At 60.5% G+C, this 16,648-nt stretch carries 10 protein-coding genes, 1 tRNA gene and 4 pseudogenes; 11 read left to right on the top strand and 4 right to left on the bottom strand.

Translation table 11 applies throughout. The features are described 5' to 3' along the window. The first annotated feature begins 161 nt into the window (after positions 1-161). The 8 genes and pseudogenes from rpsU to IWW33_RS13290 all read left to right on the top strand — a co-directional run. Complete coding sequence (gene rpsU / locus IWW33_RS13325) at positions 162-377, top strand: 30S ribosomal protein S21 (protein WP_003255575.1); 216 nt, start codon at positions 162-164, stop codon at positions 375-377. Between the two features lie 299 nt (positions 378-676). After that, positions 677-2,659, top strand: coding sequence for a DNA primase (gene dnaG, locus IWW33_RS13320; protein ID WP_046787567.1), 1,983 nt, complete (start codon positions 677-679; stop codon positions 2,657-2,659). Between the two features lie 67 nt (positions 2,660-2,726). Continuing rightward, positions 2,727-4,577, top strand: coding sequence for an RNA polymerase sigma factor RpoD (gene rpoD / locus IWW33_RS13315; protein WP_046787566.1), 1,851 nt, complete (start codon positions 2,727-2,729; stop codon positions 4,575-4,577). A 121-nt stretch (positions 4,578-4,698) separates the two neighbouring features. Continuing rightward, positions 4,699-8,442, top strand: coding sequence for an EAL domain-containing protein (locus IWW33_RS13310; protein WP_174141936.1), 3,744 nt, complete (start codon positions 4,699-4,701; stop codon positions 8,440-8,442). A gap of 16 nt (positions 8,443-8,458) precedes the next feature. Continuing rightward, positions 8,459-8,535, top strand: a tRNA-Ile gene (locus tag IWW33_RS13305). A gap of 286 nt (positions 8,536-8,821) precedes the next feature. Further along, positions 8,822-9,082 carry a helix-turn-helix transcriptional regulator gene (locus IWW33_RS13300; protein ID WP_115273038.1) on the top strand — a complete coding sequence of 87 codons (261 nt, stop codon included), beginning with the start codon at positions 8,822-8,824 and terminating at the stop codon, positions 9,080-9,082. 2 nt (positions 9,083-9,084) lie between these two features. Then, on the top strand, positions 9,085-10,419 hold the full coding sequence (locus IWW33_RS13295; protein WP_174141937.1) for a type II toxin-antitoxin system HipA family toxin: 1,335 nt from the start codon (positions 9,085-9,087) through the stop codon (positions 10,417-10,419). Positions 10,420-10,640: 221 nt separating this feature from the next. Beyond that, a pseudogene (locus tag IWW33_RS13290) lies at positions 10,641-10,882 on the top strand (nuclease-related domain-containing protein); the annotation flags it as partial. Positions 10,883-10,985: 103 nt separating this feature from the next. On the opposite strand, the pseudogene istB reads toward IWW33_RS13290, so the two are convergent. From istB to IWW33_RS13275, 3 pseudogenes are all read right to left on the bottom strand, one after another. Next, positions 10,986-11,279, bottom strand: a pseudogene (gene istB / locus IWW33_RS13285) (IS21-like element ISPre4 family helper ATPase IstB); the annotation flags it as partial. A 2-nt stretch (positions 11,280-11,281) separates the two neighbouring features. After that, positions 11,282-11,572 (bottom strand): annotated as a pseudogene (locus IWW33_RS13280) (transposase); the annotation flags it as partial. Positions 11,573-11,963: 391 nt separating this feature from the next. Beyond that, positions 11,964-12,179, bottom strand: a pseudogene (locus tag IWW33_RS13275) (helix-turn-helix domain-containing protein); the annotation flags it as partial. Between the two features lie 189 nt (positions 12,180-12,368). On the opposite strand from IWW33_RS13275, the gene IWW33_RS13270 reads away from it, so the two are divergent. After that, positions 12,369-13,508: a Fic family protein gene (locus IWW33_RS13270; RefSeq protein ID WP_174141938.1), complete on the top strand. Its 1,140-nt coding sequence runs from the start codon at positions 12,369-12,371 to the stop codon at positions 13,506-13,508. Positions 13,509-13,628: 120 nt separating this feature from the next. Here IWW33_RS13270 and IWW33_RS13265 read toward each other — a convergent pair whose 3' ends face one another. Then, positions 13,629-14,186 carry a serine acetyltransferase gene (locus IWW33_RS13265; RefSeq protein ID WP_174141939.1) on the bottom strand — a complete coding sequence of 186 codons (558 nt, stop codon included), beginning with the start codon at positions 14,184-14,186 and terminating at the stop codon, positions 13,629-13,631. A 124-nt stretch (positions 14,187-14,310) separates the two neighbouring features. Between IWW33_RS13265 and IWW33_RS13260 the strand changes: the two genes are divergently transcribed. Together IWW33_RS13260 and IWW33_RS13255 are read left to right on the top strand one after the other, a co-directional pair. Then, on the top strand, positions 14,311-14,772 hold the full coding sequence (locus IWW33_RS13260) for an Lrp/AsnC family transcriptional regulator (RefSeq protein ID WP_115273044.1): 462 nt from the start codon (positions 14,311-14,313) through the stop codon (positions 14,770-14,772). Between the two features lie 190 nt (positions 14,773-14,962). Beyond that, entirely contained in the window at positions 14,963-16,645 is a 1,683-nt protein-coding gene (locus IWW33_RS13255; protein ID WP_125924622.1) for an NAD(P)/FAD-dependent oxidoreductase, read from the top strand. The last annotated feature ends 3 nt before the right edge of the window (positions 16,646-16,648 follow it).

Here is a 16,648-nt window from a genome sequence, read left to right as displayed (position 1 = left end):
AGTCCCCGTGCCGGGTGCCGACCAGCGGTTTTCGATCAGAGGCTTTGCATTCCGGCTTGCTAAGGGTTAACATCCGCAACCCTTGAAAACCGACGTTCTCCAGCACACCTTTGTTTTGCCAGGAGCACGTCTACCCCGGTAATGAATTAAGGTAGCCCTGGATGCCAGCCGTCAAAGTTAAAGAGAACGAACCCTTCGACGTAGCTCTGCGTCGTTTCAAGCGCTCCTGCGAAAAAGCCGGTGTACTGGCTGAAGTTCGTAGCCGCGAGTTTTACGAGAAGCCGACCGCCGAGCGTAAGCGTAAAGCAGCTGCTGCTGTTAAGCGTCACGCCAAGAAAGTTCAGCGCGAACAGCGCCGCGCCGTTCGTCTGTACTAATACAGTACAGCCGTTCTACGCAAAGCTTCTGCCCTGCCCGGCTCACCGCCGGGCCGATGGCAGCGGTTTGTTTCAACCTTGAGCAGCTAGTTCAAGGCGTCCATCGCAACCTGCAATGGGCAAAGCGCATCAAAACGTCAGAGCTGGTTTCGACCAGTCGTGCACGTCCTCACTGACGAGCCCCTGGTTACCTGGAGGCTACCGACGAGCACACATTCCCTCGCACATCCCCTAGCAGCTCTTGCCCCTAACGGCGCGCTAGCGTTTAGACTTGCCAGTTGCCAGATGACGAGACTGCCATGGCCGGGCTGATTCCCCAAAGCTTCATTGACGACCTGATCAACCGCCTCGACATCGTCGACGTGGTGAGTTCGCGCGTCCAGCTGAAAAAGGCCGGCAAGAACTACTCTGCCTGTTGCCCGTTCCACAAAGAGAAAACCCCGTCCTTCACGGTCAGCCCGGACAAGCAGTTCTATTACTGCTTCGGTTGCGGCGCAGGCGGCAACGCCCTGGGCTTCGTCATGGACCACGACAACCTGGACTTCCCCCAGGCCGTCGAGGAACTGGCCCGTGCCGCAGGCATGGAAGTGCCCCGCGAGGAAGGCCGTCGCGGCCAGAAGCCGCGACAGCCTACAGACTCGCCGCTTTACCCGCTGCTGGATGCAGCCTCGGAATTCTACCGCCAGGCCCTGCGCAGCCACCCGACCCGCAAAGCCGCAGTGGACTACCTCAAGGGCCGCGGCCTGTCGGGCGAAATTGCCCGTGACTTCGGCCTGGGGTTCGCACCACCTGGCTGGGACAACCTGCTCAAGCACCTCGGCGCGGACACCCTGCAACAGAAGGTGATGATCGACGCCGGCCTGCTGATCGAAAACGCCGAAAGCGGCAAACGCTACGACCGCTTCCGCGACCGGGTGATGTTCCCGATACGCGACAGCCGCGGGCGCATCATCGCCTTTGGCGGCCGCGTTCTGGGCGACGACAAGCCCAAGTACCTCAACTCCCCGGAGACCCCGGTATTCCATAAGGGCCAGGAACTTTACGGGCTGTATGAGGCACGCAAGCACAACCGCAACCTCGACGAGATCATCGTCGTCGAGGGTTACATGGATGTCATCGCCCTGGCCCAGCAGGGCCTGCGTAATGCCGTAGCGACACTCGGCACCGCCACCAGCGAAGAACACCTCAAGCGTCTGTTTCGCGTGGTGCCCAGCGTACTGTTCTGCTTCGACGGCGACCAGGCCGGGCGCAAGGCCGCCTGGCGCGCCCTGGAGTCGACCCTCTCGGCACTGCAGGACGGGCGCCGTGCGCGCTTCCTGTTCCTGCCCGAAGGCGAAGACCCGGACAGCCTGGTACGCGCAGAGGGCACCGATGCCTTCATGGCGCGCATCAACCAGCACGCCCAGCCGCTGGCCGACTATTTCTTCGAGCAACTGAGCGTCGAGGCCGACCCGCGCTCGCTTGAAGGCAAGGCGCACATGGCGACCCTGGCTGCACCGTTGATCGAAAAAATCCCCGGCGCCAACCTGCGCCAGCTGATGCGCAATCGCCTGAAGGAAATTACCGGCCTCGATCCACAGCAGGTCGAGCAGTTGGCCCAGCAGGCGCCTGCCGCCAACAGCGTGCCGGACTATGACCCTGGCTACGACTACGACGCCATGGCCAGTTACACCCCCGACTATGGCGACATGCCGCAACACGACTACGCCCCGGCGCAGCAGGAGCAGCAGTGGAAGCCGAACAAGGGGGGCGGCAAGAAGCCGTGGAGCGACAAGCCCTGGGACAAGAACCGCAAGGGAGGCAAGCCGTGGCAGCAGCGCGATGAAGCGCCGCCACGCACGCCGGCACCGGTGGAACCCCCGACCCTGGCGGCCTTGCGCACGCTGCTGCACCACCCGTTGCTGGCCGGCAAAGTCGAGGACGCCAGCCACTTTGCCGACGAAGAGCATCTCTACAGCCAGTTGCTGGTGGCGCTGATCGAGGCCGCGCAGAAAAATCCTGGGCTAAGCTCAATGCAGCTGATCGCACGCTGGCACGGCACTGAACAGGGCCGCTTGCTGCGGGCCCTGGCAGAAAAGGAATGGCTGATCGTGGCCGACAACCTTGAACAACAGTTTTTCGACACTATAACTAGCTTGTCCGCCCGCCAACGCGAGCGCAGCCTGGAACATCTGCTCAGGAAAGCACGTCAAAGCGAGTTGAGCAGCGAGGAAAAATCTCAGCTTCTCGCCCTGCTGAGCCGGAATGTTCCCGCACAAACGCCGACCTCATCTGGCGCGTGAGGCCCATGCTCGGGTATAATCCTCGGCTTGTTTTTTGCCCGCCAAGACCTTCAGTGGATAGGGTGTTATGTCCGGAAAAGCGCAACAGCAGTCTCGTATCAAAGAATTGATCACCCGCGGTCGTGAGCAGGGCTACCTGACTTACGCGGAGGTCAACGACCACCTGCCTGAGGATATTTCAGATCCTGAACAGGTGGAAGACATCATCCGCATGATCAACGACATGGGGATCAACGTATTCGAGAGTGCTCCGGATGCGGATGCCCTTCTGTTGGCGGAAGCCGACACCGACGAAGCCGCGGCCGAAGAAGCCGCTGCTGCGTTGGCGGCCGTTGAAACCGATATCGGCCGCACGACCGACCCAGTGCGCATGTACATGCGCGAAATGGGTACGGTCGAGCTCCTGACCCGCGAAGGCGAAATCGAAATCGCCAAGCGTATCGAGGAAGGCATCCGTGAAGTGATGGGCGCTATTGCCCACTTCCCGGGCACAGTTGACTACATCCTCGGTGAATACGACCGCGTCACCACCGAAGGTGGCCGTCTGTCCGATGTTCTCAGCGGTTACATCGACCCTGACGACAATATCGCCGCTCCGACCGAAGAAGTGCCGATCCCTGGCGCCAAGGCCGCTGCCACGAAGGAAGAGGCCGACGACGAGGAAGAAAGCGACGATAGCAGTGACGATGAGGAAGAGACCGAGAGCGGTCCGGACCCAGTCGTTGCAGCCCAGCGTTTCGGCGCGGTATCGGATCAGCTCGCCATCACCCTCAAGGTGCTGAAAAAGCATGGCCGCAGCCACGCCGAGAGCATCGGTGCAATGCAGGCCCTGGCCGATCTGTTCATGCCGATCAAGCTGGTGCCCAAGCAGTTCGAGGTGCTGGTCGAGCGCGTTCGTGATGCCCTGGCCCGCCTGCGTCAGCAAGAGCGTGCCATCATGCAACTGTGCGTACGTGATGCGCGCATGCCGCGTGCCGACTTCCTGCGCCTGTTCCCGAGCAACGAGACCGACCAGACCTGGAGCGGTGACCTGGCCAAGCGCAACACCAAATGGGCTGCTGCCCTGGGTGAAAAGGACGCCGCCATCGTCGCCTGCCAGCAAAAGTTGATCGACCTTGAGACCGAGACCGGCCTGACCGTTGCCGAGATCAAGGACATCAACCGCCGCATGTCCATCGGTGAGGCCAAGGCTCGCCGCGCCAAGAAAGAAATGGTCGAGGCGAACCTGCGTCTGGTGATTTCCATCGCCAAGAAGTACACCAACCGCGGCCTGCAGTTCCTCGACCTGATTCAGGAAGGCAACATCGGCCTGATGAAAGCGGTGGACAAGTTCGAATACCGTCGCGGTTACAAGTTCTCGACCTACGCCACTTGGTGGATTCGTCAGGCGATTACCCGCTCGATCGCCGACCAGGCACGCACCATTCGTATCCCGGTGCACATGATCGAGACGATCAACAAGCTCAACCGTATTTCCCGGCAGATGCTGCAGGAAATGGGTCGCGAACCGACCCCGGAAGAGCTCGGTGAGCGCATGGAGATGCCTGAGGACAAGATCCGCAAGGTCTTGAAGATCGCCAAAGAGCCGATCTCCATGGAAACCCCGATCGGTGACGATGAAGATTCGCACCTGGGCGACTTCATCGAGGACTCGACCATGCAGTCCCCGATCGACGTGGCCACGGTCGAAAGCCTCAAGGAAGCGACTCGCGACGTGCTTTCGGGCCTGACCGCACGCGAAGCCAAGGTGCTGCGCATGCGTTTCGGTATCGACATGAACACCGACCACACCCTCGAAGAAGTGGGCAAGCAGTTCGACGTGACCCGTGAACGGATCCGTCAGATCGAAGCGAAGGCGTTGCGCAAATTGCGCCACCCGACGCGCAGCGAGCACCTGCGATCCTTCCTCGACGAGTGATGAAAAACCCCGGCCCAGGCCGGGGTTTTTCTTATGTGACAAAAGGTCGTGGCAAGTAGCTACCCTTCGCGGCGATTGCCCGTCTACACTCGAATTCAGACCACCTGAATGCGAGGCTGCCATGCCGCCAATGCCGGCCATTCTGTTGCTGCTCCTGATCCTGTGGAACACAACGGCCGGCGCCCTGACCCTGACAGACGAGGAAAAAAACTGGCTCGCTGCCCACCCGCAGTTGAAGCTGGGCGTCGACGCCTCCTGGCCACCGTTCGAATTTCGTGACCAGCAAGGCCGGTACCAGGGATTGGCCGCCGATTACATCGCCATGCTCCAGGACCGTCTGGGCGTGGCATTCAAGCCGGTCGAACCCAGCACCTGGACCGAGGTACTTGAACAGGCGCGCGAAAGCCGCATCGACCTTTTACCCGGCGTCATGTCAACCCCCGAACGCCAGGGCTTCCTGGCTTTCACACGCCCTTATCTGGATTTCCCCATCGTCATCCTGGCCCATGAAGGCGGCCAGCAACCCCGCACACTGAAGGACCTGTACGGCCTGAAAATCGCTGTGGTGGAGAATTACGCTCCACACGAACTGCTGCGTACCCACCATCCAGATCTCAACCTGGTCGCCATGCCCAATGTCAGCTCGACCTTGCAGGCACTGGCCACCGATGAGGTGGATGCTGTGGTCGGTGACCTCGCCTCGAGCATCTGGAGCCTGCGCCAGCTCAAGCTGGACGGCCTTTATGTCAGCGGCGAAACGCCCTATCGCTATCAGCTGGCCATGGCCGCACCGCGCGACAAGAAGGTCCTGGTCGGCATCCTCGACAAGGTCATGGCCGACATGTCGAGTGACGAGATCAGGCAGATCCAGCAACGCTGGGTCGGCAATGTGGTCGATCAACGCACGTTCTGGAATGACATGCTCATGTACGGGCTGCCCGGCGTCCTTTTGCTGATCGCCATCCTGGCCGTGGTGATCCGCATCAACCGCCGCCTCAGCTCGGAAATATCCAGGCGCATTGCCCTGGAACAGGAACTGCGCAGCAGCGAGTACCACTACCGCGGGCTGATCGAAAGCCTCTCAGCCATCGCCTGGGAAGCTGACGCCAATGACTTCACCTATAGCTACGTCTCACCCCATGCCGAAGACCTGCTTGGCTACCCTTTGCATGAATGGCTCAAACCAGGCTTCTGGCGCAGTATCCTGCACCCGGAGGACGCACTCTGGGCCCAGGCCTACTGCGAAAGTGAAACAGCAGCCGGGCGCGACCACAGCCTCGATTACAGGGTGATGCGTGCCGATGGCCATTCACTCTGGGTGCGCAATATCGTCAGCATGATCGAGCACGGCCACCGGCCTGTGATGCGCGGGCTGATGATCGACATCAGTGAAACCAAGCGCACTGAAGACGCCCTGCGCCTGTCGGAGCAGAAGTTCGCTTCGGTATTCCAGCAATGCCCCGACATCCTGTTGATTGCGCGCCACAGTGATGGGTGCCTGCTGGAGGTCAACGAAGCTTTCGAGGAGCAGATCGGCCTGACCCCAGGTCAGGTGGTCGGCCGCACCGCTACAGAGCTGAACCTGTGGGGTGCGCAAGGTGCCGGGCCATTGCTGCTCGAGCGCCTGCACCAGGGAGGTATCCGCAACCTGGAAATGAGCTTCCGTCGCAGCAATGGCCAATTGTTCACGGGCCTGACCTCTGCCGAAACCTTCGAGCTGGATGGCACCCTGGCTTTCGTCGTGGCGGTTCGCGACATCAGCCAACTGAAAGAAACCCAGCAGCAACTGCAAACCTCCGAAGAGAAATTCGCCAAGGCCTTCCACGCGTCTCCGGACGGCCTGCTGCTGTCGCGCCAGAGCGATGGCCTGCTGATCGAGGTCAACGAGGGCTTCTGCCGGCTGACTGGCTATGACCTCGATCCTGCCCTGGACCAGACGTCTTTCGACCTGGGCATCTGGGTCGACCTCAACGAACGTAAACGCCTGATCGCTCAACTCTCCCACGATGGTTTTGTGCGCGATTTCAGCTGCCATATCCGCCGCAGCGACGGGCAGATACGCCTTTGCGAGCTGTCCGCACGGCCACTGCCGATTGCCGGCGTCGACTGCATGCTGACCATCGCCCGCGACATCACCGAGCGCCACCTGATGCAGGAAAAACTGCAACTGGCCGCCACCGTGTTCGAAAACACCGCCGAAGGCGTGCTGATCACCGATATCGACCAGCGCATCAGCGCGGTAAACCGTGCGTTCAGCGAAATCACCGGCTACAACGAGACCGAAGCCCTGGGCCAGACTCCGCGCCTGCTTGCCTCCGGTCAGCATGACAGCGCCTTTTACGCCGCCATGTGGCATCAGCTCACAGCCGAAGGCCATTGGCAGGGCGAGATCTACAACAAACGCAAAAATGGCGAACTTTACCCGGGCTGGCTGACCATCAGCGCGGTGCGCAATAGCGACCGCGAGATCACCCACTTTGTCGCCGTGTTTGCCGACATCTCCAGCCTCAAGCACGCTCAGGCCAAGCTCGACTACCAGGCTCACCACGACCCGCTCACCGGCCTGCCCAACCGCGCGCTGTTCGAAAACCGCCTGCAGGCCGCGCTCACCTGCCCGCAAGCCTCCAACCGCCAGGGCGCTGTGCTGTTCCTTGACCTTGATCGCTTCAAGCACATCAACGACAGCCTCGGCCATCCGGTCGGCGACCTGCTGCTCAAGGGCATCGCCCAGCGTCTCAAGGAGCAAGTGCGCGACGTCGACACCGTGGCGCGCCTGGGTGGTGACGAGTTCATCATCCTGCTGCCCGGCCTGCACAAACCCAGTGACGCCAGCGCCATCGCCAACAAACTGCTGTCCTGCTTCAGCGCCCCCTTCCAGGCCGGCGAACACGAGTTTTTCACCAGCGCGAGTATCGGCATCAGCCTCTATCCCCAGGACGGCACCGACGTTGCCACACTGATCCGCAACGCCGACGCCGCCATGTACCGCTCCAAGGCCAAAGGCCGCAACCGTGTCGAAGCCTACACCCGTGACCTCACAGCCCAGGCCAGCGAACGTATTGCCCTGGAGCACGAGCTGCGCCGCGCCATAGAACGCAACGAAATGAGCCTGTGCTACCAGCCCAAGTTCAGCCTCAAGACCCAGACCCTGGTTGGCGCCGAAGCGCTGATCCGCTGGAGCCACCCCAGCTTCGGCGAGGTGCCGCCAGAGCACTTCATCCACCTCGCCGAAGAGAATGGCACCATCCTGCAGCTCGGCGACTGGGTGCTGGAGCAGGCCTGCCGGCAGATGCACCATTGGAAGAAGCACTACCAGGCCTTCGGCCCGCTGTCGATAAACCTCGCCGGGGCGCAGCTGCGCCACCATGGCCTGGCCAAGCGCATCGAGCAGTTGCTCAAGACCTACCAACTGAAGGCAGGCGACCTGCAGCTGGAAATTACCGAAAACTTCATCATGAGCCAGGCCGAAGAAGCCCTGGCCGTGCTGCACCAGCTAAAGCAGCTGGGTGTGCAATTGGCAATCGATGATTTCGGCACCGGTTACTCATCCCTGAGCTACCTCAAGCGCCTGCCACTGGACATCCTCAAGATCGACAAGTCGTTCATCCGCGGCTTGCCGGACGACCCGCACGATGCAGCCATCGCCCGCGCCATCATCGCGCTGGGGCGCAGCATGCAGTTGACCATCATTGCCGAAGGCGTGGAGAACCAGGCGCAGCAACGGTTCCTGGCCGCCGAAGGTTGTGAACAGATCCAGGGCTATATCGTCAGCCTGCCGCTGCCACCAGATGATTTTGCAGCGGCGTTTCTTCGCATAGCACTAACCGATCTTTCGGATGGCACGCTTTCGAAACCCTCGTTATAATCCGGGCACTTACTGAGGGCCTATAGCTCAGTTGGTTAGAGCAGAGGACTCATAATCCTTTGGTCCACGGTTCGAGTCCGTGTGGGCCCACCACCTTCAAAGCCGCGCATTGCGCGGCTTTTTCATGTCCGCTGTGCGCAGAAGGAAATAGCACGCCAGGGCTGTGAGGTAGGGCGCGCAAAAGCTAACAGCACCGGAAACCGATGCAGATGCTGAGCAATACCTGTGTCCTTGTAGCCCCTGAGCCACAAAATCACGCTGACCCACGCACTATGTAGCCTATGAGCTACAAAATTTGTCCCGGCGACACTTGTTCGAATGTAGCTTACGGGCTACATTTTACAGCATTACACCTATTTTTGATGCCCAAGGGCTACAAATGACTTCTCTCTACGATGTCTCCGAAATGCTGAAACAGGCGCGTGGTGAGGCGAAGCTGAGCCAGGAAGCGCTGGCCGGACGTGCCGGCGTCTCGCGCACGACCGTGGCACGTATGGAAACACTGGCCAAAGGCGATATGAGTGTTTCAGTGCTGGTTCGCCTGCTGGAAGCGGCCGGCTACGACCTGAAGCTAGTCAAAGCCGGACACCAGCGCACTGTTGAAGACATCCTCAGCGAGCAGCGGTCAGGGAGCGCGTGAGCATGATTCTCGATGTCCACGTCAGCTCAAGGCTGGTGGCCAAGCTCTATCGGGAGCGCGATGAATACGTGCTGAAATACCTGCCAGGCAGCGCAGCGGAAGACTTTGTCAGCCTGACTATGCCGGTTCGCGAAGAAGCATGGCGCTGGCCCCGTGACCTGTTCCCGTTTTTCCGCCAGAACCTGCCCGAAGGGTATTTACTGGGCGTTATCCGCGAAGAGTTCGGCCCGCTGCTTGATGGCACCGACCTGTCGCTGCTGGGCGTCGTGGGTGGCACCGGCATCGGCAGAGTCTCAGTGACGCCTGAAGGCGTCCAGCCTGGCGCCGAGATCGCCCCGCTCGAGATAGAACACCTACTCAAGGCAGAAAACACCAACGAACGCTTTGCCGCACTGGTGCGGCAATACGCGCGGGTAGCCGTGTCGGGGGTCGTGCCAAAGTTCATCTCCAGCGACGCCGCCGAACCTCGGGAGCCGCTGGGTAAACCGACACTGCGCACCGGTTCGCACATCATCAAGGGATCCGACGACACGACCCCTTTTCTAGGCTTCAACGAGTTCTACACCATGCGCGTACTGGCCCGGCTGAATGTCGTGCCTGTCGCCACCTGTCGTATGTCAGAAGACGGCAAAGTCCTGGTAGTGGATCGTTTCGACGTGGACGCGCACGGCATCCCCCGCTACGGAGTCGAAGACGCCTGTGGGCTGCTTGGTTTACCACCACATGAAAAGTACGCCCCCACCACCGAGCGGGTGTGGAAGGCCACGCGGGCCTATATCCCCGCTGATCGTCTGCAGACGCAACGCGAGCATCTAGGCTGGCAGCTGCTGACCAACTACGTGGTACGCAATGCTGATTGCCACGCGAAGAACATCGCGCTGTTTTACACCTCGCGTGCTGACGTGGCCTTTACTCCGGCCTATGACCTGGTGACCACTCAGGCCTACCCGCGCTTCGCCAGCAACCCACCTGGCCTGTCCGTAGGCGGCAGACAAACCTGGACACCGGGCCGTTCGCTGGAAACCTTTTTCAAAGCCGTCCTAGGTATTCCACCGCGCCAGTATGCCACCATGGTCGAGCAACTCTGCGAGTCCGCCGTAGCGGTCGGTAGAGAAGTGATCGAAGCCGCGAAAAACGAGCCTGCCTGGCGCGATGTGGCCAAACACATGGTGCATGCCTGGAACGAGGGAATGGAGACATTGCGCAGCCCCAACGCCGCCCCGCACTTTCGCGGCTTGGATACCGCCATTGAAGACGCCGGCTTCTCCGGGCCGCGCAAACCACAATGCAGCCGAGAGGTGATTGGCCGCTCTGAGTTGCTGGCAAAGAAGCGCTGAATTCATGGCGCAGGGCCAATGGCTGCAGATCCCCCCGAAGCTGTGCGCTAAGACGCCACAGTGAGCTGATTGGCCTTAACTATTCGACTCACGAAATGAGCCGAATACAGCCAATAAATATCATCGCGCCTTTACGCCAGATTTCGGTACTATTTGGTTAACTCAGGATTGCTGAAGGTTGGAAAATGGAATTCACCCCCGTCATTGCGCAAGTCTAAAGCATGCTGATCTGGTTTACTCCAGCAGCACTGTTGATCGGTCTACTTAAATCGCCCTGGAACAAGGGCCATATTGGCGAACTCCTGGTGCGACTGTTTACCCATTGGCAGCTGGATCAGCAGACCCACCGCCGCCTGCACAACGTCACCCTGAGCACACCCGACGGCACCACGCAGATCGACCACATATTCCTTTCGCCCTACGGCATCTCGTGCTGGAAACGAAGAACATGAGCGGCTGGATTGCGGATTCCACGCCATTCGGACACTCAGCCCACGAACATCCGGACACTCGTTCCACGCTCATTCGGACAGGCAGTCGGAGCGCAGGGACGCAGGTTTGCATTGTTAGTCTGAAGCCCCTGTCGTCGTCAATTTCGTTGCGCGCCTGCGCATCGATTCGCCCTTCAGTTCGATCCGGTAAGCGTTGTGCACCAGCCGGTCGAGGATCGCGTCGCCCAAGGTCGGATCGCCGATCAGTGCGTGCCATTTGTCTACCGGCATCTGGCTGGTCACCAGCGTCGAGCGGTTGCCGTAGCGGTCGTCCAGCAGTTCGAGCATGTCGCGCCGTTGTGCGGCGGTAAACGGCGCCAGGCCCCAGTCATCCAGGATCAGCAAGTCGGTCTTGGCATAACCCGCCATCTGGCCTTCTCGGCGGTACGTCGGGGTTCGAGGAAGCCAGGAAAGTAGCTGCCTTGGCGCAGCTTCGGGATCTTCAGGTCAACGTCGCCGGCGCGGGTTTGCCAAAGGCGATCACGGTAGCCATTACGGCTATTTGTCCGGTCTGGGCTTTTGACATCGAAGCCAGCACCGCACAGGCCTTCGACGTCGAACTCCATCATGCGCTGGGCAACGAACTGGATCATTTGCTTGAGCAGATCAGCATCTGCCCCTTTCTCAACCAACTCGGTCAATGCGATAGTGGGCTTGGTCATCGTGGTTTCTCTGGTGAATGTTAAGTCCGCAAACTCAACGTTAGCCAAGAACCACGATGACCATCCTCTTTCGCCCGCAGGGCGCCTTCGGCTGGTTCAGTTACACCACTTCCCGGGACACGATCGATATTGCGCACGGACAGGCCGGCGTCGAACTTTAGGCGTAGTACCTCTCGGATTTTACGCATGGATAAACGCTCCACGACGACCACTTCGCTTCGATAAAAGAGGCCGATGGTAGTGAATAATCCTGCGTTGCTGCCTGCCTGAAAGTGTCCGGATGGCCGTGGAATCGGTGTCCGGATACTTGTGGAATGAGTGTCCGGATCAACGTGGAATCAGTGTCCGGATGTTGGTGGAATGGGTGTCCGGATGGTCATGGAATCCCCAGTTCGCCACCTGGTTCAAGCTTGCGCGCAGGTCGGCACGCCTTGCGACGCAGGCGCATTTGTTGCTGAGCCTGGCTGGCAGAATAGGGCGAGGTACTGGCGGCGTTACGGCGAAGCTCACGACTAACGGTCGAGGGGCTGCGATCAAGCATCCGGGCGATCGCTCTTTGGCTCAGGCCCTGAAGCTGGCCGAACTGGATCGTGATGCGTTCTTTTATCGATTCAAGAGTGTTTCTGAATTGCTGGAAGCAGTCGCGTGAGCTGGCTCAACACCCACAAATCAGGTGCACTCATTAAGTCAGCCAACCTGGCTTTAAAATTAGACAGGGAGCCGAATAGCCGGCATTATCGGCTCACCAAATGAGCCGAATAAGCTCGTTAATCGGCTCAAAAAAGAGCACCCCTCCATGAATGAACCGCTCTGGATCTGGCAGCAGCCCAACTGGGCGCACTTTAGCTGGCAAGCCGATGCACTTGCCCCGCTGCTGCGCGCTTGCGGCCAGGCTCAAGGCCGCTTGCTCGGGATGCTGGGAGCTGTAAGTAGTGACACGCAAGTGCAGAGCAGCCTGGATGCCCTACTGCAGAATATCGTCACTTCATCCGCCATCGAGTGTGAGCAGCTGAATGTCGGCTCGGTGCGCTCGTCGCTGGCACGGCGCCTGGGGCTGAACGAGGAAGGTCGCACCACCTCTCGATCCGAAGGCCTGGCGCAACTGCTGCTCGATGCCACCCGCGCCTATCAGCAGCCGCTCGTTCTGCAGCGGCTGTTCGCCTGGCATGCTTGGCTGTTCCCCAGCGATGACCACTTGATGGCCCGCCCGCTACGCGTCGGCATGCTGCGCGGCGAAGAGCCCATGCAGGTAGTTTCCGGTCGTCTCGCGCGCCCTACCGTACATTTCCAGGCCCCACCTCGCGCCGGGCTGGAAGCGCAACTGGACGACTTCTTTGCCTGGTTCCAGAGCAGCCGCAGCGATGCGAGCCTCGACCCATTCTTGCGTGCCGGCATTGCGCACTTCTGGTTCGTTACCCTGCACCCATTCGATGACGGCAATGGTCGTCTTACACGCGCCATCACCGACTTGGCTTTGGCTCAGGGCGAACAGCAGGCTATCCGCTTTTACGCCATGTCGGCTAGCATCCTCGACGATCGTGCCGGCTATTACCGCATCCTGGAGGCCAGCCAGAAGGGCACGCTGGATATCACCGCCTGGCTGCAATGGTTCCTCGCAACGCTGCTCAAGAGTCTGGAGCAAGCCCTTGCTCGTATAGACCGCGTGCTGGCCAAGGCGCGCTTCTGGCAGGCTCACCGCAGCCAAGCTTTATCTGCCGAGCAGGTCAAAGTGCTTAACCGCCTGCTCGATGGCGGCGAGAGAGGTTTCGAGAACGGCATCAGCGCCGCGCAATACCAGGCCGTGGCCAAGGTCTCGAAAGCCACCGCCACGCGCCACCTGAGCGATCTTGTCGAGAAGGGCTGCCTTGCCCGACTGCCCGGCGGCGGGCGCAGCACGCGCTACCAGCTACAGCACCCGGAAAACGCTCAAGGCTGACCTCGCAGCGACAAAACAGCGCAACGCGACACGATCCTGCCATTACGCCAATTCGAGTCCGTGTGGACACCCGATACAAGAAAGCCGCGCGATTGCGCGGCTTTCTTCATTTTCAGGCTCTCAAGAATCCTGCCGTGGCTGTAGGTTCCGCTGGCGCGGGTTGTAGAAGGTGCTATCGGGAGGAATGTCTCGGGTCACCAGAGACATGGCCCCAATGACCACGTTGTTGCCGATGCTGATGTGGTCAGCAACGATGCAGCTATTGGCACCGAGGCTGACGTTCTCGCCTATGCACAGCGAGTAATGGTCCAGGCCAAGGGTCTTGATCCCGACCGAGCAATTCTGCCGTATGAAAAAATTACGCCCGATGCTTGCGTGGCGAGTGATCACCACGCCTGGCAGATGGGCGATACGAAGGCCGGGAGCTATTTGCGCGCCGATGTCGATGTCCACGGCGTACTTGAGATTGAGCCGCTGCTGCATGCTGCGGGCATACCGCCTGCTCAGGCCGCCGCGGGCATCAAGGTACTGCGCCAGGCGGTAGGCGAAAAGAAAGCGCAGCTTGTTGTCCTTGCGCGCACGTCGCAGCACGTTGAAGAACAGGCTGGTACGGCGCCCGGGCTTTTTCTTGTTGGAGACTTCCTGCCGCCAGCATTCCAGCAAAGTTTCGAAGTTCACACGGTGGGTCCACTAAAGTCTGCCAATTATCATGCCGCAATTAAGTCAGCCACGCAGCAGCACTTTGCCTTGCCCTGATTGGCGCTGCGTGGCTAGGCTACCAAGCCCACTGTAGAGACTCGCCATGTCGAATCCCCGCCCAATCGCCCTCGATGAAATCGATCACCAACTGATCGCCCTGCTGCAGATCAATGCCCGCGAAAGCGTCGCCACCCTTGCCCGCCATCTGGGTATCGCTCGCACCACCGTCAACTCGCGCCTGGCGCGGCTGGAGAAGGGAAAAGTCATCACCGGGTACGGCGTGCGACTGGGCCAGCGCCTGGTCGATGGCGGCCTGCAAGCCTATGTCGGGATCAAGGTGCAACCGCGCTCCGGCAAGGACGTGGTGCGGCGCCTGGCTGCCATGGGGCAAGTGCAGCAATTGTGCGCGGTCAGCGGTGAGTTCGATTACGTAGCGTGGCTGCGCAGCGATTCGCCAGAACAACTGGACCAACTGCTGGACCAGATCGGTAGCGTCGAGGGCGTGGAGAAGACCACCACCTCGATCATCCTCAGCAGCAAAGTGGACCGCGGCCAGCCCTTCTAGATGACAGCGGTACAGTTGCCGAGCAAAAATCGTCACAAGTATTTATAGCCATGTCGTTATGACGAAAAAAAAGCCAATACGACGGCATTTTGCATCTTAATTACGAACACCCCGCTCCCTAAAATGACCACCAGGCATCTCCTATACTCAGGCTCCGCCCCTGCGCAGCCGCTCTGGCAAGGTCACAGCAATGAACAAGAAAAACCGCCACCCGGCCGACGGCAAGAAACCCATCACCATCTTCGGCCCGGACTTCCCGTTCGGCTTCGACGACTGGCTGGAGCACCCGGCTGGGCTGGGCAGTATTCCGGCTGATCGCCACGGTGCGGAAGTCGCTATCGTCGGTGCCGGCATCGCAGGCCTGGTGGCGGCCTACGAGCTGATGAAGCTGGGGCTCAAGCCTGTGGTGTATGAGGCCTCGAAAATGGGTGGCCGACTGCGCTCGCAGGCCTTCAACGGCACCGACGGGGTCATCGCCGAGCTCGGCGGCATGCGCTTTCCGGTGTCCTCCACCGCCTTCTACCACTATGTGGACAAGCTGGGCCTGGAAACCAAGCCCTTCCCCAACCCGCTGACACCGGCATCCGGCAGCACGGTGATCGACCTGGAAGGCCAGACCTACTACGCCGAAAAAGTCAGCGATTTGCCCAAACTGTTCCACGAGGTAGCCGATGCCTGGGCCGACGCACTGGAAAGCGGCGCGCAGTTCGCCGATATCCAGCAGGCGATCCGCGATCGCGATGTTCCGCGCCTCAAAGCGCTGTGGAACAAGCTGGTGCCGCTGTGGGACGACCGCACCTTCTACGACTTCGTCGCCACCTCGCGCTCGTTCGCCCAACTGAGCTTCCAGCACCGTGAGGTGTTCGGCCAGGTCGGCTTCGGCACAGGCGGCTGGGACTCGGACTTCCCCAACTCGATGCTGGAAATCTTCCGTGTGGTGATGACCAACTGCGACGACCACCAGCACCTGATCGTCGGCGGTGTGGAGCAGGTACCGCAGGGCATCTGGCGCCATGTACCTGAGCGCTGCGCCCACTGGCCCGAGGGCACCAGCCTGAGCGCGCTGCATGGCGGCGCACCACGCACCGGGGTAAAGCGCATCGCCCGCGCAGCCGACGGGCGCCTGGCCGTCACCGACAACTGGGGCGACACCCGCCACTACGGCGCCGTGCTCGCCACCTGCCAGAGCTGGCTGCTGACCACCCAGATCGATTGTGAAGAATCACTGTTCTCGCAAAAGATGTGGATGGCCCTGGACCGTACCCGCTACATGCAGTCGTCGAAAACCTTCGTCATGGTCGATCGCCCGTTCTGGAAGGACAAAGACCCGCAAACCGGCCGCGACCTGATGAGCATGACCCTCACTGATCGGCTGACCCGCGGCACCTACCTGTTCGATAACGGCGACGACAAGCCCGGCGTGATCTGCCTGTCCTACGCCTGGATGAGCGACGCCCTGAAGATGCTCCCGCACCCAGTGGAAAAACGCGTGCAACTGGCCCTGGATGCACTGAAGAAGATCTACCCCAAGACCGATATCGCCGGGCATATCATCGGCGACCCGATCACCATTTCCTGGGAGGCCGACCCGCACTTCCTCGGTGCCTTCAAGGGCGCACTGCCTGGCCACTATCGCTACAACCAACGGATGTACGCGCACTTCATGCAGCAGGACATGCCAATGGAGCAGCGCGGGATGTTCATTGCCGGCGATGACGTGTCGTGGACCCCGGCCTGGGTCGAGGGGGCAGTGCAGACTTCGCTGAATGCGGTGTGGGGTATCATGAACCACTTCGGTGGCCAGACCCATCCGGACAATCCAGGCCCAGGCGACGTGTTCGACGAGATCGGGCCGATCGCCCTGGCAGACTGAGAC

Origin of the sequence: Pseudomonas sp. M2 (genome assembly GCF_015751845.1) — a bacterium.
Lineage (GTDB): Bacteria > Pseudomonadota > Gammaproteobacteria > Pseudomonadales > Pseudomonadaceae > Aquipseudomonas > Aquipseudomonas putida_E.
This window is presented reverse-complemented; position numbering and strand designations above follow the sequence as displayed.

Coding starts and splice junctions, on each gene's coding strand:
- rpsU (WP_003255575.1), top strand. CDS start 162: ATGCCAGCCGTCAAAGTTAAAGAGAACGAACCCTTCGACGTAGCTCTG.
- IWW33_RS13260 (WP_115273044.1), top strand. CDS start 14,311: ATGTCGAATCCCCGCCCAATCGCCCTCGATGAAATCGATCACCAACTG.
- dnaG (WP_046787567.1), top strand. CDS start 677: ATGGCCGGGCTGATTCCCCAAAGCTTCATTGACGACCTGATCAACCGC.
- rpoD (WP_046787566.1), top strand. CDS start 2,727: ATGTCCGGAAAAGCGCAACAGCAGTCTCGTATCAAAGAATTGATCACC.
- IWW33_RS13270 (WP_174141938.1), top strand. CDS start 12,369: ATGAATGAACCGCTCTGGATCTGGCAGCAGCCCAACTGGGCGCACTTT.
- IWW33_RS13310 (WP_174141936.1), top strand. CDS start 4,699: ATGCCGCCAATGCCGGCCATTCTGTTGCTGCTCCTGATCCTGTGGAAC.
- IWW33_RS13300 (WP_115273038.1), top strand. CDS start 8,822: ATGACTTCTCTCTACGATGTCTCCGAAATGCTGAAACAGGCGCGTGGT.
- IWW33_RS13295 (WP_174141937.1), top strand. CDS start 9,085: ATGATTCTCGATGTCCACGTCAGCTCAAGGCTGGTGGCCAAGCTCTAT.
- IWW33_RS13255 (WP_125924622.1), top strand. CDS start 14,963: ATGAACAAGAAAAACCGCCACCCGGCCGACGGCAAGAAACCCATCACC.